Genomic DNA, 18,537 nt, shown 5'->3' on the forward strand with positions numbered 1-18,537 from the left:
TTGGCGGGCTGTAAAGGCGTTTTTCCAGCTTTTGCCAAGGCACTGGCACTTTGCCGGGCCGCGCGCCACGGCGGGTTCGCCCGCGGCGCGCCGTGCCCTCGGCGATACGAGGGCACGGCCGCCTGGCCGGACGTCAGAACCAGGCGTCGGCCATGGTCAGGCAGGTGTCGTCCCGGGCTTCCAGCAGGCTCAGGGCGTGGTGGCAGGCCGGCACTTCCCAGGTGAGGAAGTAGCGCGCCGCCTGCAGCTTGCCGCGGTAGAAGTCGGCGTCCGCCGCCTGGCCGGCGTCCAGCCCGCGCTGGGCACGGACCGCCTGCTCCAGCCAGCGCCAGCCGATCACCGCGTGGCCGAAGGCGTCCAGGTACAGCGCCGAGTTGGCCAGGCCGCGGTTCACCTCCCCCTGCAGCAGGTCGCCCAGCAGCGCCATGGTCACGGTGGAGAGGTGCCCCAGCAGCTGCTCCAGGGGCGCCCGCAGGGGTTCCAGGGCCGGGTGGCCGGCGGCCTCGGCGCAGGTGGCCTGGATCAGCCGGGTCAGTTGCTTGAGGGCGGCGCCGCCGTTCTGCCCCACCTTGCGGCCCAGCAGGTCCAGGGACTGGATGCCGTGGGTGCCCTCGTGGATCGGGTTGAGGCGATTGTCCCGGTAGTACTGCTCCACCGGGTATTCGCGGGTGTAGCCATGGCCGCCGAGGACCTGGATCGCCAGCTCGTTGGCCTTCAGGCAGTGGCTGGAAGGCCAGGACTTCACCACCGGGGTCAGCAGGTCCAGCAGTTCGCCAGCGGCGCGGCGTTCGTCCGCGTCCGCCAGGGTCTGGCTGTCATCCACCAGCCGCGCGGCATACAGGGCCAGGTCGAAGGCGCCCTCCACGTAGGCCTTCTGCGCCAGCAGCATGCGGCGGACGTCAGGGTGCTGGATGATCGCCACCTGGGGCGCGCTGGCGTCCTTGCCGTCCGGCAGGCGGCCCTGGGGGCGCTGGCGGGCGTAGTCGAGGGCGTACAGGTAGCCGGCGTAGCCGAGCATCACCGCGCCCATGCCGACGCCGATGCGCGCCTCGTTCATCATCTGGAACATGTAGGCCAGGCCGTGATGGGGCTGGCCCACCAAGTAGCCGACGCAATGGCCCTGGTCGCCGAAGTTCAGCGCCGTGGAGGTGGTGCCGCGGTAGCCCATCTTGTGGAACAGCCCGGCCAGGGTGACGTCGTTGCGGGCGCCGAGGCTGCCGTCCTCGTTCACCAGGAACTTGGGCACGATGAACAGCGAGATGCCTTTCACCCCGGGCGGCGCGTCCGGCAGCTTGGCCAGCACCATGTGCACGATGTTCTCCCCCAGGGGGTGGTCGCCGCCGGAGATGAAGATCTTGTTGCCGCGGATGCGGTAGCTGCCGTTGTCGGCCGGCTCGGCGCGGGTACGGATGTCCGACAGGGAGGAACCGGCGTGGGGCTCGGTGAGGGCCATGGTTCCGAAGAAGCGCCCCTCGATCATCGGCTGCAGGAAGCGCCGCTTCTGCGCGTCGCTGCCGAAGCTCTCGATCAGGTTGGCGGCGCCCATGGTCAGGAACGGGTAGGCGGCGCTGCCCACGTTGGCCGCCTGGAAATGGGCGAAGCAGGCTTGGGACAACAGGGTCGGCAACTGCATGCCACCTTGCTCGAAATCCCGGGTGGCGTTGTGGAAGCCGGCTTCCAGGAACGCCTCCACCGCCGGCTTCACCTCGGGGATCAGTTGGGCGGCGCCGTCCACGTACTGCGGCTCCTCCTCATCGCCCTTGCGGTTGTGGGGGGCGAAGTACTTCTCGGCGACGCTGCGGGCGGTATCCAGGGCCGCGTCGAAGGTCCCGCGGCTGTGGTCGGCGAAGCGTTCGCGGCGGGTCAGCGCCTCGGCGTCCAGCACTTCGTAGAGCTCGAAGGCCAGGTTGCGGGAACTGAGCAGGGTCTCGGACATGGCTACCTCCAGTGGCTGGCGGGCAGTCTAGGAGCAGGTCACGAACCCTGCCTAGCACCATGCACCGCGGTGATGGGCCGCCAAAGCCGGCGCACCCGGCGGCCCTGCCGCGCCTGCTAGAATCGCCCACCGCTGCGAGGACCGCCGATGAACTACCGCCACGCCTTCCACGCCGGCAACCACGCCGACGTGCTCAAGCACCTGACCCTGACCCGGCTGATCGCCCTGCTGTCGCGCAAGGAGGCGCCCTTCGCCTACCTGGACAGCCATGCCGGCATCGGCCTCTACGACCTGGCCGGCGACGCCGCCAGCCGCACCGGCGAATGGCTGGCCGGCATCGAGCGCCTGTGGCAGGCCGAGCGGCTGCCACCGGCGGTGGCCGAGTACCGCGCGGTGGTGGCCGCCCTGAACCCCGACGGCGCCCTGCGCTACTACCCCGGCTCGCCGGAGCTGGCGCGGCGCCTGAGCCGCGAGCAGGACCACCTGTACCTGAACGAGAAGCACCCGGAGGACGGCCGCCTGCTCAAGGAGAACATGGCCGGCGACCGCCGCGTGGCCGTACACCTGGGGGAGGGCTGGCACCTGCCGCGGGCGCTGCTGCCGACTCGGGAGAAGCGCGCGCTGCTGCTGATCGACCCGCCCTTCGAACAGGCCGACGAGCTGCAGCGCTGCGTCACCGCCCTGGACGAGGCCGTCGGCCGCATGCGCCAGGCGGTGGTGGCGATCTGGTACCCGATCAAGGAGGAGCGCCAGCTGAAGCGCTTCTATCAGGCCCTGGAGCGTTCGGCGGCGCCGAAGCTGCTGCGCGCCGAGCTGTTGGTGCACCCCGCCGACGACCCCGGCCGCCTGGCCGGCTCCGGGCTGGCCATCGCCAACCCGCCCTGGGGCCTGGAGGAGGACCTGCGGGAACTGCTGCCGTGGCTTGCCGAGCACCTGGCCCAGAGCCAGGGCGGCTGGCGCCTGGACTGGCTGGTGCCGGACTGAGCTAGGCCAGCCCGTCTGCCCGGGCATTTGCCGGCCAGGAAGCGGCATACAGAAAGAACCGGGGAGGGCGCTGGGGAACGGGCCCGCGTCCGCCAGCAGTTCCCGGGCCTGGGGTTCTGTACGAAAAGTCGTTGAGCGAAGGTCAGGCGAGGCAAAAAAGGGAGAGGAAGCGGAGTTTACGCGCCGTAAACGAGCATCCCGAACCCGTTTTAATGAAGCATCACCGAGCGCAGGCCCTTTTCGTACAACACCTAGCGCTTCGGCTGGCGCGGGTCGACGTAGTAGGTCAGTTGCTGGCGTGGGTTGAGGTAGTCCAGGGCCTCCGGCGGCAACTGCGCCGGTCGCACGGAGCGGGCAATGGCGAGCTGCGGCTCCTGCTCCAGGTTGACGATCAGCGCTTCCGCCTTGGGCACTTTCTCGTCGTAGAGGATCAGCGTCGGCTTGAGGGGCAGGGTCGGGTGCATGCCCAGCACCAGTCCGTAGCGGTCGTCCTCCAACTGCACCAGGCTGCCCGGCGGGTACACCCCCATGCAGCGGATGAAGGCCTTGAGCGCCACCTCGTCGAACTGCGACCGCTGCTGGCCATACATCCGCGACAGCGCCTCGTGGGGGCTGATGCCATTGCGCGGGTCGAGGGGGTTGCACAGCTTGTCGAAGTGGTTGGTGATGGCCACCACCCGGCTCAGGCGGCCAATGGCGGCCTCGTGAAGCTGGCGCGGGAAGCCGCTGCCGTCGCAGTGCTCATGGTGCTCGTGGATGATCCGCAGCACCTCGTCGTCCAGCATCAGCAGGCGCCCGCGGCGCACGCCGAACTCGGTGTGCAACTGGTAGAACTGCAGCTCCGCGCGGGTCAGCGGGTCGGGCTTGAGCAGCACCTTGCTGGGCACGTCCAGCTTGCCGATGTCGTGGAGCAGTGCCCCCAGGCCCAGGGTGTGGATGGCCTCGGCGTCGTAGCCCAGCTGGCGACCGAGCATCATCGACAGCACCGCCACGTTCAGCGGGTGGAAATAGGCATCGTCGGCCGCCTTGCCGTTGATGCTGTGGAGCACCACGCCATCCTCGCAGAGCATCGCCTGGAGCAGCTCGCCCACCACCGCCCCGGCCTGCTTGAGGACTTCCTCGGGCTTGTTGCGCAGGGTCTGGTTGAGCTGCTTCATCTGCTGGCTGGTCTGGATGAACTTGCGGTCCACCTCCGCCAGGCGCTTGCGCAGCACGCTGAGCTTCTGCGCCCGTTGCTGCCGCGCCACCTCCTCCGCGCTGGGCGGGGCCGGTTCTTCTTCCGCGGCCGTTTCCGGCTGTACCGGCACCAGGGGCAACGGGTAGCCGTCGCTGCGCGCCGGGTCATAGCGCACCTTCTTCAGGCCCAGGGCGCGCAGGGCCTTGAGCTGGGCCTCGTCCTTGATCTTGAAGTTGCTGAAGGCGAAGGAATGTTCCCACCACCCCAGGTCCAACTGGACATAGAGGCCGACGCAGAGCTGCTCGGGGGCGATGTAGACGGGCGTATCGGGCATGCCGGACTCGCGTGACGTTCGGTTGATGGCTATTGGCTAGATACTAGTGCGCCCCCACGCCAGGCGCACGGCCCGCCCGGCGGTTCAGCCCGGCATGCACACCCCGGTGCCGCCCAGGCCGCAGTAGCCGCCGGGGTTCTTCGCCAGGTATTGCTGGTGATAGGTCTCGGCGTAGTAGAACGGCGGCCGCTCGGCGATCTCCGTGGTGATCGGGCCGTAGCCGGCGCGGTCCAGTTCCGCCTGGAACGCCGCCTGGCTGGCGCGGGCCGCCTCCAGCTGGGCCGCATCGCCGCAGTAAATGGCCGAGCGGTACTGGGTGCCGGTGTCGTTGCCCTGGCGCATGCCTTGGGTCGGGTTGTGGGCTTCCCAGAACACCGTGAGCAGCCGCGCGTAGGACACCTGCTGCGGATCGAACACTACCAGCACCACCTCGGTATGCCCGGTGAGCCCGGAGCAGACCTCGTCGTAAGTGGGGTTGGGCGTCGAGCCGCCGGCATAGCCCACGGCGGTGGTCCACACCCCCGGCTCCTGCCAGAAGCGCCGCTCGGCGCCCCAGAAGCAACCCAGGCCGAACACCGCCTGCTGCAGGCCGGCCGGGAACGGCCCGCTCACAGGGCGGCCGTTGACAAAGTGGTTCGCCGGGATCGGCATGGGCGTGTCGCGTCCCGGCAGCGCCTGTTCCGGCGTGGGGATTTCCTGACGGTGGACGAGGATCTGGGAGCGCAGGGCCATGGGGCATCTCCTGGTGGCGGGAACCCTGATGGTAGCCGGATTCGACAGCGGGGCGCAGGGCGGCTGGTGACCGGCCGATGGACGCGGCCGCGCCGAAGACGCGGATCCCGGGGTCACCGATGGCTTGGGTCTAAATCGGGCCGGGAGCGGAGTGCCGCAGTGTCCACGGCAGACCAGCGCCCCGAGCCGCTTCTCGCGAGGCCCGGTCTGTAGACCTAGAGTGGCGCGTCGCTCGCCTGGTTCCGGCAGGGGTAGCGGCGCAGGCTGGCCAGCAGTTCGCTGCCGGGGATCGGGCGGTCGAACAGGTAGCCCTGGCCCACGTCGCAATGTTGCCGGCGCAGGAAGGCGAGCTGGGCGGGGGTCTCGACGCCCTCGGCCACCACCTTGAGCTTGAGGTTGTGGGCCATGGCCACCACCGCCGAGGTGATCTCCATGTCGTCCTGGCTGTCGGGAATGTCCTTGATGAAACTGCGATCGATCTTGATCACGTCGATGGGGAATTTCTTCAGGTAGCTCAGGGACGAGTAGCCGGTGCCGAAGTCGTCCATCGCCAGGGTCACGCCGAGGCTCTTCAGGCGCCCCAGCTGCTGGCGGGTATCGTCGGTGGCGTCCAGCAGCAGGGATTCGGTCAGCTCCAGCTCCAGCAGGTCCGCCGAGAGCTGCTCTTCGTGGAGGATCGCCGCGATGGAGCCCACCAGGTCCGGGTCGCTGAACTGCTTGGGCGACAGGTTGATGGCCACCTGCAGGTCGCCCAGGCCGCCGGCGCTGAGCTGGCGGCTCATGCGGCAGGCCTCGCGGATCACCCATTTGCCGATGGGGATGATCATGCCGGTCTCTTCCGCCACGCTGATGAACTGGTCCGGGCGGATCATGCCCTTCTCCGGGTGGTTCCAGCGCAGCAGCGCCTCCATGCCCAGCAGCTGGCCGGTCTTCAGGCACAGCTTGGGCTGGTAGAACACCTCCAGCTCGTTCTGCGCCAGGGCCCGGCGCAGGTTGTTCTCGACGAACAGCTTGTAGCTGGCCTCGGCGTTGAGGGCTTCGGTGAACAGCTGGACCTGGTGCTTGCCGTTGGCCTTGGCCTTGTGCAGCGCCAGGCCCGCGTGCTTCATCAGGGTCTGCGGGTCGTCGCCGTGCAGCGGCGCGCAGGCCAAGCCCACCGAGCCGGTGACGCTGATCAGCTGGTTGTCGACGAACAGCGGCTTGTCCAGGGTCTGCAGCAACTGGTTGGCCATGCGCTGGCCGGCCAGCAGGTCGGCGCCGTCCAGCAGCACGGCGAACTCGTTGCTGGCGAAGCGCGCCAGGGTACCGCTGGGCGCCAGGGTATTGCGCAGGCGCCGGGCCAGGCTCATCAGCAGTTTGTCGCCGGTCTGGTGGCCGAGGCTGTCGTTGATCCGCTTGAAGTTGTCGATGTCCACCAGCAGCAGGCTGAGGGGCTTGCCGTCGTCCTGCTGGAAACGCTCCTCCAGGTTGCGGATGAAGCACGGCCGGTTGCCCAGGCCGGTGAGGTTGTCCTGGTAGGCCAGCTTCTCGATACGCTGCTGGGCCAGCTTGCTCTCGGTGACGTCCTCGTAGATGCCGATGTAGTGGGTCAGCTCGCCCTTCTCGTTGTGCACCTTGGAGATGGACAGCTGTGCCCAGTAGGGCTCGAGGTTCTTCCGCCGGCTGCGGAACTCGCCTTGCCAGCTGTGGCTCTGGGCCAGGCTGGAACGGGCGTCGAACAGCTGCTCGCCGAGGTTCTCCAGCACCGCCAGCTCCGCCAGGCGGCGGCCGTAGACCTCGTCGGTGGAATATTGGGTGATGGCCGTGAAGCTGGGGTTGACGTACTCCACCCGGCCCTCGCGGTCCACCAGGAGGAAGGCACTGGCGCTCTGTTCCACGGCGCGCTGGAACAGGTGCAGGGCGCTGGAGGCGTTGCGCCGCTCGTGGTTCATCAGCACCTGGGCGTACTGGTCGGCCAGCTCGCCGGCGAAGGCGATCTCGTCGGCCTGCCAGTGGCGCTCGCTGCCCATGTGCTCCAGGCACAGCACACCCACCACTTCGCCATCGATGCGGATGCTGGCGTCCAGCAGGGCGCTTATCCCGGTGGGGCGCAGGTAACTTTCGATCAGTTCGCGGGTGCGCGGGTCGTGCTGGGCGTTATGGGCATCGATGGCCCGCCCGCTCTGCAGCGCCTCCAGGTAGTGGGGGTAGGCGCTGGCGTCGATGGGGTCGGGCCGCTCGTGGCAGGTCAGGGTGCGGTCGTAGCGCACCACTGCCTCCAGGCGGTCCTCGCGCAGGCCCCAGATGCTCACCCGGCCCACCTCGTAGAGCTCGCTGGCGGCCTGAGTGATCAGCTCGGCGGCCTCCCGCAGCGGGTCGTCGGACACGTAGCGGTGGCGCGCCAGGCGCACGATCAGGTTCTGCTGGGCGCGGGAGCGGACCAGGTGCTGGCGGTGTTCTTCCTGGGCGCGCCGGTACAGGTCCAGGGTGGTGCGCAGGCGATCGTTCTGGCTTTCCAGCTCGGCCACCCGGGAGCTGTCGCTGGCCACGGCGGCCGGGGCCTCGTCCAGCACCTGCAGGTAGCCCCGCAGCAACTGGCGGCCGTGCTGCTGGAACGGCTCGCCCAGCTCCAGCAGGGTCAATGCGCCCAGCGGCGTGTGCAGCGTGTAGCGCACCAGGTAGTGGGAGCGTTCGCCCAGCTGGCGCTGGATCACGTCGTGGAGCCGGTAGCGAGCTTCCGGCTCCATCAGGCTGGCGTAGGGGGCGTCCAGCAGGGCGCACAGGGCGCTGGCGGGCAGACCCAGGCGGCGTTCGCAGCCCGGGTCGAGGAAGAGCAGGGCCCAGCTCGCCTCGTTCAGCCGCTCGAAGCGCAGGAGGCCAAGCCGCGACGGGACTGGCAACTGCGTCACAACCTCGGCCGCCGTACGGCTGGCGGCATCGGGATGGCTTTTCATCGGGCGGTGGGCTTCCAGTATGCTGACCGGGTTCGGGCCTCGGCCCGCGTTGACTCTCGCGTTGACCAAGGGTGCATCATGGGAATGGGACTGACAAGACAACTCGGCGCGGCAATGGCGCTGGCACTGGCCTGCTGCGCGTCGGCGGCGTCGGCTGCCGAAGGGAATGCACGCCTGGAAGATTCCGAACAACAACGCTACATCGCCGGCCTCAAGCGCTTGTACCTGACCGGCGACGAGCGCCGCGCCCTGCTGGAGCACTGCAACAGCCTGCTGGGGACCTATGCCCTGCGCGCCGGCTACCAGGTGGGCCAGCCCCAGCGCGACGATCTGTCCTACCGCCTGAGCGTCGGCCACCCGGGCGAGTTGCTGGCCCGGGAAGAGCAGCGCGCCGAACACGGCACCCGACTGGCGGTGCGCACCGAACGGCTCTCGGTGTTCGGCCTCGACCCGTTCATCCGCTACGAATGCCCCCAGAGCGGCATCACCTGCACCTTCTACAACCCCGCCGACGGCAGCCCCTGGCTGCGCACCGTGCGCGACCTCAAGGGCGCCGAGGAACTGGCCAAGGCCCTGAGCTTCCTGGTGCGCAACGTACAGAAGGGCTGAGGCTCATCGGCGCCGTCGGGTGACGCGGCGGCAGCGAGGGCGCCGCCCCGCTTTTATTGGCTGTGTGCCTGGTCAGCCCGCCGCCCGCATCGCCTCGCGGATGTCCGCCGCCAGTTCCCGTACCCGGGCCTCGTCGGTGTCCCAGGAACACATGAAGCGGGCACCGCCGGCGCCGATGAAGGTATAGAAGCGCCAGCCCCGCTCGCGGAGGAGGTCCAGGGCCGGCTCGGACATTTGCAGGAACACCCCGTTGGCCTCCACCGGGAACATCAGACTGACGCCCGGAACGTCCGCCACTTCCTCCGCCAGCAGGCGGGCGCAGCGGTTGGCGTGGTTGGCATGGCGCAGCCAGGCGCCGTCCTGCAGCAGGCCGACCCAGGGCGCCGAGAGGAAGCGCATCTTCGACGCCAGTTGCCCGGCCTGTTTGCAGCGGTACTCGAAGTCTTCGGCCAGGTCATGGTTGAAGAACAGGATCGCCTCGCCCACCGCCATGCCGTTCTTGGTGCCGCCGAAGCACAGCACGTCGACCCCGGCCTTCCAGCTCAGCTCGGCCGGCGTCGCGCCGAGGAACGCGCATGCGTTGGAGAAGCGCGCGCCATCCATGTGCAGGTGCAGGCCCAGCTCGCGGCAGGTGGCGCTGATGGCACGGACTTCGTCGGGCCGGTAGACGCTGCCCACCTCGGTGGCCTGGGTCAGGGTGACCACCCGCGGCTTGGGGTAGTGGATGTCCTGGCGCTTGAGCGCCACCTCGCGGATCGCCGCCGGCGTCAGCTTGCCGTTCTCGGTGCGCGCCAGCAGCAGCTTGGAGCCGTTGGAGAAGAACTCCGGTGCGCCGCACTCGTCTGTCTCGACGTGGGCGGTCTCCGAGCAGATCACGCTGTGGTAGCTCTGGCACAGGGACGACAGCGCCAGGGAGTTGGCAGCGGTGCCGTTGAAGGCGAAGAACACTTCGCAGTCGGTCTCGAACAGCCGGCGGAAATGGTCGGCGGCACGGGCGGTCCACTGGTCGTCGCCGTAGGCGCGCTGGTGGCCCTGGTTGGCTTCGGCCATCGCCGCCCATGCCTCGGGGCAGATGCCGGAATAGTTGTCGCTGGCGAACTGTTGGGTCTGATCGGTCATGGTCGATTCCTTGTGACAGGGTGTCCGGCGCGCCGGGGCCGGAGCATGGGCGCTACTGTATGCGGATCGAGCGGGGGAAAGCGAGGCGCCGGTGGGAGGAACGCCGCCGCCGGCGTCCGGCGAGGAACTCCGCGGGCCGCCCGGCCTCACAAAGGGAACGTCCGCCTGGCGGACTGCCGCCCCCGATACAGGAGCCTCGCCCCATGCGCTACCTCTCCCTGCTCGCCCTCTGTGCCCCCCTGTTCGCCGCACTGCCCGCCCACGCCGCCGAGTGGCCGTCCGGCGCCCGGGCGTCTTTCGTCAAGGAATGCATGGCCAGCGCCGAGTCCAACGTCGCCCACGACAAGCTGCAGGGCTACTGCGACTGTGCGGCGGAGAAGATCAGCCACGACCTGAGCGAGGCGGAGATCCAGGAAATCGCCACCCAGAAGACCCCGTTGCCGCCGAAGACCCACGAGCGGATGCTCGCCGTTTCCAAGAGCTGCCTCAGCCAGCTGAACCGCTGATTCCCGAGCCGCGAGCCTCAGCGCTCGCGGTTGTCGGTAAAGGTCGACCCCAGCAGATCGTCGCATTCGCCCTCGTCGCAGGCGTGATACGTGGTACCCGACGGGCAGGCGAGGGTGCCGATGGCGCTGGCGTACAGCTCCCAGCTGCAGCGTTCGTTCCCGGCCTGCAGGGTGCCCACCAACTTGCAGGGCGCCCACAAATAATCGCGGATCAACGTCTCCGACGACACCTGCCTGGCACGCGTGAAGAAAGCGGCCACCTGCGCGGGCTTCAACGACAAGTCGTCCTTCGTGCAACTGGGTGAGCTGGAAACAAATTGATTGACCCTCACTTGTTTAAGGGCAGGTTCTGGTGAGCCTGCCGCTGAAGAGACCGTAAAGATCGTACCCAGTAAGACTCCAATCATCCTTATTTCCATAGGGCTGTGCCTGCCTCGCCTGGGTTCTTGTAAGAAACCTGGGGGTGCTTATACACATCGTTGGAGGTTATCGAATAAAGTTCGTAAACGATATCGATGAGGTATTGAAGCGACGTATTTTGTTGAGCGGATACTGCTTGGTAAGCATTTGTTGTCTTCTCGAATTTGCCGACCAACTCGATTCCTACTGAGTCGGAGTTGGTCGGGTAACGATCAGGGTAAGTTTTTTGTCGCTCTAATTTATCTATTGCTGCTATGGAGTAACCTAAGCCGGCTGCGAGCATTTTGGCGCGCGTGGCGTCACATGTATTCATTTCCAAGTCTACGCATTTGGACTTGATCCGTTTACCTACATGGAAGCAACGTTTTTTGAGACTGGCTGTTTGGTAGATTTTGCCATCACGCTCTATAAGAAAGTGAGCGCCGATACCACTATTGCCGCTGTAGCTACTAAATACAGAGTCAGAATCATAGCTATCCGTCTGATGCACGATGATAGCGTTCAATACTTTGAGATCTCCATGCTCCAGCGCGGTATAACGGCGCGGTGTGATTAACACATCGATGAGCATTCCATCCGAATCGACAATGGCCATAGCTTCGTCCTTGTAGGTTGGCTGATGGCCTCAGCATAGCGAGGCTGTCTTTCGGTTTCTGTGATCATCCACGCATGGACGCGCGAATGCCGCCTGGAAGAATTCGTCGGGTATGTGGATTCCGCTGGCTATGCTCTGGAGGCGCTCATGATGCCGAGGGCGGCTGGGTGGATGGAACTGACGGCATTGATCGTTCAAGGAGAAGCCCCATGCCCGCGCCTCGCCGCCTGCGTCGCCTGTTCCTGCTGCTCGCCCTCCTGGTCGCCCCGCTGCTGGTGGCGCCGGAAGCCTTCGCGGTCTCCCAGCCGTGCAACGCGGAGCCCACCTGGATTTCCCACCCCAACCCGCCGGCGGAAGTGCCGGATGGCGCCAACGCGGAGTTCTGCCAGTTCTACCAGTTCGCCTGGCAGTGGTTCCTGGCCCTGGTGAAACCCTCCGCCGATGGCACCTCCCGGGTGTTCCAGGTGCCGGCCAACTACCCGCTGCTGCAGGCCACCGGGACCGACTCCTGCGCCGAGGGCGTGCCGGCCGAGGCGATGTTCGTGCGCACCGTGAAGCCCATGGCGGAGGACACCCCGTTCATCCTGCCGGAGCGCACCGGCCAGGCCGGGGGCGGCGCCACCATCTTCGACCAGCAGGGCAACGTGGTCTTCTACGAGATCCGCTTCAGTCGCACCCTGTGCAACGTCGGGCAGATCCAAGCGTCGCCGAACTTCCCGCCGGGCACCACGGAGATCAAGACCGCATGGCGGATCATCACCCCGGCCGAGCGCGGCAGCTATTTCTGGATCGAGGCCAACGTGGACGGCGCCCCGGGCAACGAGTTGCTGGGGCTGGTGGGCTTCCACCTGGCGATCGCCACCGCACTGCATCCCGAGTTCGTCTGGGCCACCTTCGAGCACCGCAGCAACCTGCCGGAGTGCAATGCTGCCTCCACGGCGCCCGCCGAGGGCTGGTCGTTCACCAGCGCCAGCTGCGCCAGCCAACTGCCCACCCAGCCGCCGGCGTGCCAGTTCAACACCGCGGCGCCCAGCAAGAACCTCACCGGCACGCCGTCGGAGCTGTGCCGGGTGTACCACGACGGCACCGACCTGACCGATGACAAGGGCGCCGAGAACATCGCCATCGTCGATGGCCTCAACAGCCAGCTGCATGGCTTCCTGGCGGGCCTGGGCAGCGACGACCCCATGGCGGTCTGGCAGAACTACATGAACATCGGCGCCCTCTGGGAAAGCGACATCAAGCAGCCGTCGCAGATCATCAGCAACCAGCGCGGCTCGATCCGCCTGGCCAACGCGGTGATGGAGACCACCTTCCAGAGCGTCGACCCCAGCAAGTCCTTCGTGTCCAACTGCTTCGGCTGCCACAACTACACCACGCCGGCCAGCAACACGCTGCCCAGCTCTGGCCTGAGTCACATCTTCGATGACATCGCCGGCGGCCAGTGCCGCAACCTGGACGTCAATGCCGGCCCTATCTGGAACAACGACGACGCCCAGCAGAAATGCGTGCAGACCTGCAAGGACAAGGGCGGCTGGAGCGGCAACTGGACCACCACCGTGCAAGGACGCAGCTCGGTGTGCGGATGCTGCGGCGGATGAGGGGCTGAGTGAAATATCGGCGCCTGGGTGCAGCTGGCGCCCTGCCTGGGATAGGGCAGGGGCCACACAGGTTATCCCCAGGCTGATGCACAGTCCTTGTGTATAACGCCGGGTGATTTCCGGAGCAGGGCTGGGTCGGGCCGTTCGGAGGGAAGTGGACACTTTTCACAGCGGATGCACCGCTTGTACAACGGTTGCCCACAGATTCATCCACAGGCCGCAGCCATCTGCGGCCTCTCGCTTCCCCTCCGCCTGTTTTGCGCTCCCGACCCGGTGAAACCCCCTGATAGCAAGACTGCCCGCGTTCCCGGTGAGCGAAAATCGAGCAGCCGGCGCAGGCCGCGCCCACTCGGGGCGGTGGCGTTTGTCCAACAGGTTGTCCACAGGACCGTCCACGGAAGATGTGGGCAAACCGGCGCGGGCTGATCGAAATCTGTCCAGTTTCCGCGGGCGGCGTGTTCCGCGGTTCCCTCCCGCCTGCGGACAGGTTGTCCACAGGCTCATCCACCGAAACGGTGGAAAAGCTGACGCGGGGTTGCCCGCCGAGCGCCTGAACGCCGTGCCGGCTGCCCACCCTGAGGGCTTCTGATCAACTCCCCGCCCACGCCGCCACCGGATCGCCGGCAACGAATTGTCGAGGGCGATGCGTTGCCTGTGTTTCCTCGGCGATGCCACACTGCGCGGCTGACGTCCGGCCGACCGCGCAGCCGCGCCTGCCTGGGCAAGGACATTCCCGACTTCACAGCTCAGCGGACGGACCTCGACACACCATGCCTCCCGTGGATAACCGCCTCGGCAAACCCGCCATCGGCCTTGCCCAGCACCTGACCTTCACCCTCGGCAGCGCCCTGCTGCTGATGCTGCTCTACAGCCTCCTGCGCCTGGCCCTGCTGGCCTACAACAGCGAACAGATCGGCGACACGCCGGTGGCCACCCTGGCCGAGGCCTTCGGCAACGGCCTGCGCTTCGACCTGCGCCTGGTGGTCTACGCCTGCGTGCCGCTGCTGCTGGCGCTGCTCTGGCGGCCGGCGATGAATGCCCGCGGCCTGTTCCGCGCCTGGCTGACGCTGTTCGCCAGCGTGACCCTGTTCCTCGGCCTGCTGGAGCTGGACTTCTACCGGGAATTCCACCAGCGCCTGAACGGCCTGGTGTTCCAGTACGTCAAGGAAGACCCGAAGACCGTGATGAGCATGCTCTGGTATGGCTTCCCGGTGCTGCGCTACCTGCTGGCCTGGCTGCTGGCGACGCTGCTGCTGGCCTGGCTGTTCAAGCGCCTAGACCTGGCCACCCGGCCTCGGCCGCCGCGGGCCCTGAGCCTGGCGCCGGCCACCCGCCGCAGCCCCTGGTACGCGCACCTGGCGGTGTTCGTCGCCTGCCTGCTGGTGGCGGTGCTGGCGGCCCGCGGCACCCTGCGCCAAGGCCCGCCGCTGCGCTGGGGCGATGCCTTCACCACCGAGTCGATGTTCGCCAACCAGCTCGGCCTGAACGGCACCCTGACCCTGATCGGCGCGGCCAAGAGCCAGCTTTCCGACCACCGCGACAACGCCTGGAAGAGCACCCTGCCCGACGACGAGGCCCGCCGGGTGGTGCGCGAGATGCTGCTGGGCGCCGACGACCGCCTGGTGGATGCCGACAGCGCCGTGGTGCGCCGCGACTACACGCCGCCGGCCGAGCGCACCCTGCCGGTACGCCACGTGGTGGTGATCCTGATGGAGAGCTTCGCCGGCCATTACGTGGGCGCCCTGGGCGCGCCGGGGAACATCACCCCGAACTTCGACGCCCTGGCCAAGGAAGGGGTGCTGTTCGAGCGCTTCTTCTCCAACGGCACCCACACCCACCAGGGGATGTTCGCCACCATGGCCTGCTTCCCCAACCTGCCCAGCTTCGAATACCTGATGCAGATGCCCGAGGGCGGCCACAAGTTTTCCGGCCTGCCGCAGCTGCTCAGCGCCCGCGGCTTCGAGGACCGCTACGTCTACAACGGCGACTTCGCCTGGGACAACCAGGCCGGGTTCTTCGGCAACCAGGGCATGACCACCTTCATCGGCCGCGGCGACTACGTGGACCCGGTGTTCTCCGACCCCACCTGGGGCGTGTCCGACCAGGACATGTTCGACCGCGGCGCCCAGGAACTGGCCGCCCTCGACCCGGAGAAACCCTTCTACGCGCTGCTGCAGACCCTCTCCAACCACACCCCGTACGCCCTGCCGGAGCAACTGCCGGTGGACCCGGTGACCGGTTTCGGCTCTCTCGACCAGCACCTCACCGCCATGCGCTACTCGGACTGGGCCCTGGGCCGCTTCTTCGAGAAGGCGCGCCAGTCGCCCTACTTCAAGGACACCCTGTTCGTGGTGGTGGGCGACCATGGCTTCGGCAGCAACGAGCAGCTCACCGAGATGGACCTGTTCCGCTTCAACGTGCCGCTGCTGCTGATCGGCCCGGGCATCCAGGAGAAGTTCGGCGCGCGCCGCGACACCGTCGGCACCCAGGTGGACATCGTGCCCACCATCATGGGCCGCCTGGGGGGCGAGACCCGCCACCAGTGCTGGGGCCGCGACCTGCTGAACCTGCCCGAGGGCGACCCGGGCACCGGGGTGATCAAGCCCTCCGGCAGCGACCAGACCGTGGCCATCGTCTCCGGCGAGCGCATCCTGGTGCAGCCGCGGGACATGCCGGCCAAGGTCTACGACTACCGGCTCGGCGCTAAGCCGTCCAGCCGGCACGTGGAGAACGCGCCCGACGAAGCGTCCCTCAAGCGCCGCCTCGACGCGTTCCTGAAGAGCGCCACCGAGAGCCTGCTGGACAACACCGCGGGGGTCGTCGACGCCAAGCCGTGACGCGGCGGCGGCCCTGGCACGGGGCCGCCGGCTTGACCGGCATCAAGCCGGGCGGCCGCTTCGCACCGTAGGATCAAGGACACATTCGAGGACGGGAGGGAATCGATGAAACGGACTCGCACGCAATCCATCGCCTGGGGCGCCGTCGCCCTGCTGGTCGCCGCCGGCGCCTTCTACGCCTGGCGCAGCCTCGCACCCCAGGGCCTGGGGGAGGGCTTCGCCAGCGGCAACGGCCGGGTGGAAGCCACCGAGCTGGACGTGGCCACCAAGCTGGCCGGGCGGGTCGCCGAGCTGCGGGTGGACGAGGGCGATGTGGTCGAGGCCGGCCAGGTGCTGGCGCAGATGGACACCCAGGTGCTCCAGGCCCAGCTGGAGCAGGCCCGGGCCCAGGTCCGCCAGGCGCAGAACGCCAAGCTCACCGCCGCCGCCCTGGTGGCCCAGCGGGAGAGCGAGAAGGCCAGCGCCCAGGCGGTGGTGGTCCAGCGCCAGGCGGAGCTGACCGCCACCCAGAAGCGCCTGGCCCGCACCGAGGCGCTGGTCAAGCGCGCCGCGATGCCCCAGCAGCAACTGGACGACGACAGCGCCACCAGCCAGAGCGCCCAGGCCGCGCTGTCCGCCGCCCGCGCCCAGGTGATCGCCGCCGAGGCGGGGATCGAGGCGGCCCGCTCCCAGGTGGTGGAGGCCCAGTCCGCCATCGAGGCGGCCAGCGCCAGCACCGCGCGCCTGCAGGCCGACCTGGAGGACAGCCAGCTCAAGGCGCCCCGCAGCGGCCGGGTGCAGTACCGGGTGGCCCAGGTGGGCGAAGTGCTGCCGGCCGGCGGCAAGCTGCTCAACCTGGTGGACCTGTCCGACGTCTACATGACCTTCTTCCTGCCTTCGGCCCAGGCCGGCCGGGTGCGCCTGGGGGACGACGTGCGGCTGGTGTTCGATGCCCTGCCGGACTACGTGATCCCGGCCCGGGTGTCCTACGTCGCCAGCGTCGCCCAGTTCACTCCCAAGAGCGTCGAGACCGCCAGCGAGCGGGAGAAGCTGATGTTCCGGGTCAAGGCACGCATCGACCCGGCACTGCTGCGCGCCCACCAGGACTATGTGAAGACCGGCGTGCCGGGCATGGCCTACCTGCGCCTGGCGCCGGATGCCCAGTGGCCTGAGCACCTGCAGATCAAGGTCCCGCAATGAGCGGCGCGGACCCGGTAGCGCGGCTCGACCGGGTGACGCTGCGCTACGGCGAGACCTGCGCGCTGGAGGCGGTCAGCCTGGACCTGCCGGCCAACCGCATGGTCGGCCTGATCGGCCCGGACGGGGTCGGCAAGTCCAGCCTGCTGGCGTTGCTGGCTGGCGCGCGGCGCCTGCAGCAGGGAACGGTGGCGGTGCTGGGCGGCGACATGGCCTCCGCCGCCCATCGCCGGGCGGTCTGCCCGCGGATCGCCTACATGCCTCAGGGCCTGGGCAAGAACCTCTACCCGACGCTGTCGGTGTTCGAGAACGTCGACTTCTTCGGTCGGCTGTTCGGCCAGGACCGCGCCGAGCGCGAGGCGCGCATCGCCGACCTGCTGGCCAGCACCGGCCTCGCGCCGTTCGCCGAGCGGCCGGCGGGCAAGCTGTCCGGCGGCATGAAGCAGAAGCTCGGGCTGTGCTGCGCGCTGATCCACGACCCGGACCTGCTGATCCTCGACGAGCCCACCACCGGCGTCGACCCGCTGTCGCGCAACCAGTTCTGGCAGCTCATCGAGCGCATCCGCGCCGCCCGCCAGGGCATGAGCGTGCTGGTGGCCACTGCCTACATGGAGGAGGCGGAGCGCTTCGACTGGCTGGTGGCCATGGACGAAGGCCGCGTGCTGGCCACCGGCAGCCCCGCCGAGCTGCGCCAACAGACCGGCACCGCGCAGCTGGAGGAAGCCTTCGTCGCCCTGCTGCCGGAACGCAAGCGCGCCGGCCATCGCAGCCTGGCCATCCCGCCGCGGCCGACGGCGACGGGGGCGCCGGCCATCGCCATCGAGGCCGATGGCCTGACCTGCCGCTTCGGCGACTTCGTCGCGGTGGACCGGGTCAGCTTCCGCATCGAACGCGGGGAAATCTTCGGCTTCCTCGGCTCCAACGGCTGCGGCAAGTCCACCACCATGAAGATGCTCACCGGCCTGCTGCCGGCCAGCGAGGGCACCTGCGCGCTGTTCGGCCGGCCGGTGGACGCCGGCGACCTGGGCACCCGGCGGCGGGTGGGCTACATGTCCCAGGCGTTCTCCCTGTACAGCGAGCTGAGCGTGCGGCAGAACCTGGTGCTCCACGGCCGGCTGTTCCACCTGCCGGCGGCGCGCATCGAGACGCGGGTCGCCGAGCTGCTGCAACGCTTCGACCTGGACGCCGTGGCCGACGCGCTGCCCGGCGACCTGCCCCTGGGCATCCGCCAGCGCCTGTCCCTGGCGGTGGCGGTGATCCACGAGCCGGACATCCTGATCCTCGACGAGCCCACCTCGGGCGTCGACCCGGTGGCCCGGGACGGCTTCTGGTCGCTGATGATCGACCTGTCGCGCAACCAGGGCGTGACCATCTTCATCTCCACCCACTTCATGAACGAGGCGCAGCGCTGCGACCGCATCTCCCTGATGCACGCCGGCCGCGTGCTGGCCAGCGACACCCCGGACGCCCTGGTGCGCCAGCGCGGCCTGGGTAGCCTGGAAGCCACCTTCGTCGCCTACCTGGAAGAGGCCGCCAGTGCCTCGTCGCCCCCGGTGCCGACCCCGGCCGCACCCGCGC

Annotated in this window: 14 protein-coding genes; 7 read left to right on the forward strand and 7 right to left on the reverse strand. The window is 68.3% G+C overall.

Annotated elements, in window-relative coordinates:
- Positions 1-133: 133 nt before the first annotated feature.
- The gene (locus FM069_RS12115) at positions 134-1,936 is read right to left on the reverse strand and encodes an acyl-CoA dehydrogenase (RefSeq protein ID WP_143488601.1); all 1,803 of its coding nucleotides are present in this window, start codon (positions 1,934-1,936) and stop codon (positions 134-136) included.
- A gap of 147 nt (positions 1,937-2,083) precedes the next feature.
- On the opposite strand from FM069_RS12115, the gene FM069_RS12120 reads away from it, so the two are divergent.
- Positions 2,084-2,920, forward strand: coding sequence for a 23S rRNA (adenine(2030)-N(6))-methyltransferase RlmJ (locus tag FM069_RS12120; protein WP_143488602.1), 837 nt, complete (start codon positions 2,084-2,086; stop codon positions 2,918-2,920).
- A 251-nt stretch (positions 2,921-3,171) separates the two neighbouring features.
- On the opposite strand, the gene FM069_RS12125 is transcribed toward FM069_RS12120, so the two are convergent.
- The 3 genes from FM069_RS12125 to FM069_RS12135 form a co-directional block, all read right to left on the reverse strand.
- Entirely contained in the window at positions 3,172-4,431 is a 1,260-nt protein-coding gene (locus FM069_RS12125) for an HD-GYP domain-containing protein (RefSeq protein WP_143488603.1), read from the reverse strand.
- 84 nt (positions 4,432-4,515) lie between these two features.
- Complete coding sequence (gene msrA / locus FM069_RS12130) at positions 4,516-5,163, reverse strand: peptide-methionine (S)-S-oxide reductase MsrA (protein WP_143488604.1); 648 nt, start codon at positions 5,161-5,163, stop codon at positions 4,516-4,518.
- A gap of 215 nt (positions 5,164-5,378) precedes the next feature.
- Positions 5,379-8,096 carry a putative bifunctional diguanylate cyclase/phosphodiesterase gene (locus FM069_RS12135; protein WP_143488605.1) on the reverse strand — a complete coding sequence of 906 codons (2,718 nt, stop codon included), beginning with the start codon at positions 8,094-8,096 and terminating at the stop codon, positions 5,379-5,381.
- Positions 8,097-8,210: 114 nt separating this feature from the next.
- Between FM069_RS12135 and FM069_RS12140 the strand changes: the two genes are divergently transcribed.
- Complete coding sequence (locus FM069_RS12140) at positions 8,211-8,705, forward strand: hypothetical protein (protein ID WP_233282026.1); 495 nt, start codon at positions 8,211-8,213, stop codon at positions 8,703-8,705.
- A 72-nt stretch (positions 8,706-8,777) separates the two neighbouring features.
- Here FM069_RS12140 and FM069_RS12145 read toward each other — a convergent pair whose 3' ends face one another.
- The gene (locus FM069_RS12145) at positions 8,778-9,824 is read right to left on the reverse strand and encodes a threonine aldolase family protein (protein ID WP_143488607.1); all 1,047 of its coding nucleotides are present in this window, start codon (positions 9,822-9,824) and stop codon (positions 8,778-8,780) included.
- A 203-nt stretch (positions 9,825-10,027) separates the two neighbouring features.
- Between FM069_RS12145 and FM069_RS12150 the strand changes: the two genes are divergently transcribed.
- Positions 10,028-10,330 (forward strand): hypothetical protein, encoded by a 303-nt coding sequence (locus FM069_RS12150; protein ID WP_143488608.1) that lies wholly within the window; start codon positions 10,028-10,030, stop codon positions 10,328-10,330.
- 17 nt (positions 10,331-10,347) lie between these two features.
- Here the strand turns inward: FM069_RS12150 and FM069_RS12155 are convergent, their stop codons facing one another.
- Positions 10,348-10,611, reverse strand: a complete 264-nt coding sequence (locus FM069_RS12155; RefSeq protein WP_143488609.1) for a hypothetical protein — start codon at positions 10,609-10,611, stop codon at positions 10,348-10,350.
- Positions 10,612-10,739: 128 nt separating this feature from the next.
- Entirely contained in the window at positions 10,740-11,345 is a 606-nt protein-coding gene (locus FM069_RS12160) for a peptidoglycan recognition protein family protein (RefSeq protein WP_143488610.1), read from the reverse strand.
- 209 nt (positions 11,346-11,554) lie between these two features.
- On the opposite strand from FM069_RS12160, the gene FM069_RS12165 reads away from it, so the two are divergent.
- From FM069_RS12165 to FM069_RS12180, 4 genes are all read left to right on the forward strand, one after another.
- Positions 11,555-12,946 (forward strand): mannan-binding lectin, encoded by a 1,392-nt coding sequence (locus FM069_RS12165; protein WP_178106725.1) that lies wholly within the window; start codon positions 11,555-11,557, stop codon positions 12,944-12,946.
- Between the two features lie 770 nt (positions 12,947-13,716).
- The gene (locus tag FM069_RS12170) at positions 13,717-15,783 is read left to right on the forward strand and encodes an LTA synthase family protein (RefSeq protein WP_143488612.1); all 2,067 of its coding nucleotides are present in this window, start codon (positions 13,717-13,719) and stop codon (positions 15,781-15,783) included.
- Positions 15,784-15,888: 105 nt separating this feature from the next.
- Positions 15,889-16,962, forward strand: a complete 1,074-nt coding sequence (locus FM069_RS12175; protein ID WP_143488613.1) for an HlyD family secretion protein — start codon at positions 15,889-15,891, stop codon at positions 16,960-16,962.
- Positions 16,959-18,537: ATP-binding cassette domain-containing protein (locus FM069_RS12180; RefSeq protein WP_143488614.1), on the forward strand; the 1,579-nt coding region annotated here is incomplete at its 3' end. The genes FM069_RS12175 and FM069_RS12180, both read left to right, overlap by 4 nt.

Source organism: Pseudomonas mangiferae (assembly GCF_007109405.1).
Classification (GTDB): Bacteria; Pseudomonadota; Gammaproteobacteria; order Pseudomonadales; family Pseudomonadaceae; genus Pseudomonas_T; species Pseudomonas_T mangiferae.

What these genes read in the sequence shown, in the direction of transcription:
- FM069_RS12145 (WP_143488607.1), bottom strand. Translation starts at nt 9,824, where the DNA reads ATGACCGATCAGACCCAACAGTTCGCCAGCGACAACTATTCCGGCATC.
- FM069_RS12160 (WP_143488610.1), bottom strand. Translation starts at nt 11,345, where the DNA reads ATGGCCATTGTCGATTCGGATGGAATGCTCATCGATGTGTTAATCACA.
- FM069_RS12120 (WP_143488602.1), top strand. Translation starts at nt 2,084, where the DNA reads ATGAACTACCGCCACGCCTTCCACGCCGGCAACCACGCCGACGTGCTC.
- FM069_RS12175 (WP_143488613.1), top strand. Translation starts at nt 15,889, where the DNA reads ATGAAACGGACTCGCACGCAATCCATCGCCTGGGGCGCCGTCGCCCTG.
- FM069_RS12165 (WP_178106725.1), top strand. Translation starts at nt 11,555, where the DNA reads ATGCCCGCGCCTCGCCGCCTGCGTCGCCTGTTCCTGCTGCTCGCCCTC.
- FM069_RS12125 (WP_143488603.1), bottom strand. Translation starts at nt 4,431, where the DNA reads ATGCCCGATACGCCCGTCTACATCGCCCCCGAGCAGCTCTGCGTCGGC.
- FM069_RS12115 (WP_143488601.1), bottom strand. Translation starts at nt 1,936, where the DNA reads ATGTCCGAGACCCTGCTCAGTTCCCGCAACCTGGCCTTCGAGCTCTAC.
- FM069_RS12170 (WP_143488612.1), top strand. Translation starts at nt 13,717, where the DNA reads ATGCCTCCCGTGGATAACCGCCTCGGCAAACCCGCCATCGGCCTTGCC.
- FM069_RS12140 (WP_233282026.1), top strand. Translation starts at nt 8,211, where the DNA reads ATGGCGCTGGCACTGGCCTGCTGCGCGTCGGCGGCGTCGGCTGCCGAA.
- FM069_RS12150 (WP_143488608.1), top strand. Translation starts at nt 10,028, where the DNA reads ATGCGCTACCTCTCCCTGCTCGCCCTCTGTGCCCCCCTGTTCGCCGCA.
- msrA (WP_143488604.1), bottom strand. Translation starts at nt 5,163, where the DNA reads ATGGCCCTGCGCTCCCAGATCCTCGTCCACCGTCAGGAAATCCCCACG.
- FM069_RS12135 (WP_143488605.1), bottom strand. Translation starts at nt 8,096, where the DNA reads ATGAAAAGCCATCCCGATGCCGCCAGCCGTACGGCGGCCGAGGTTGTG.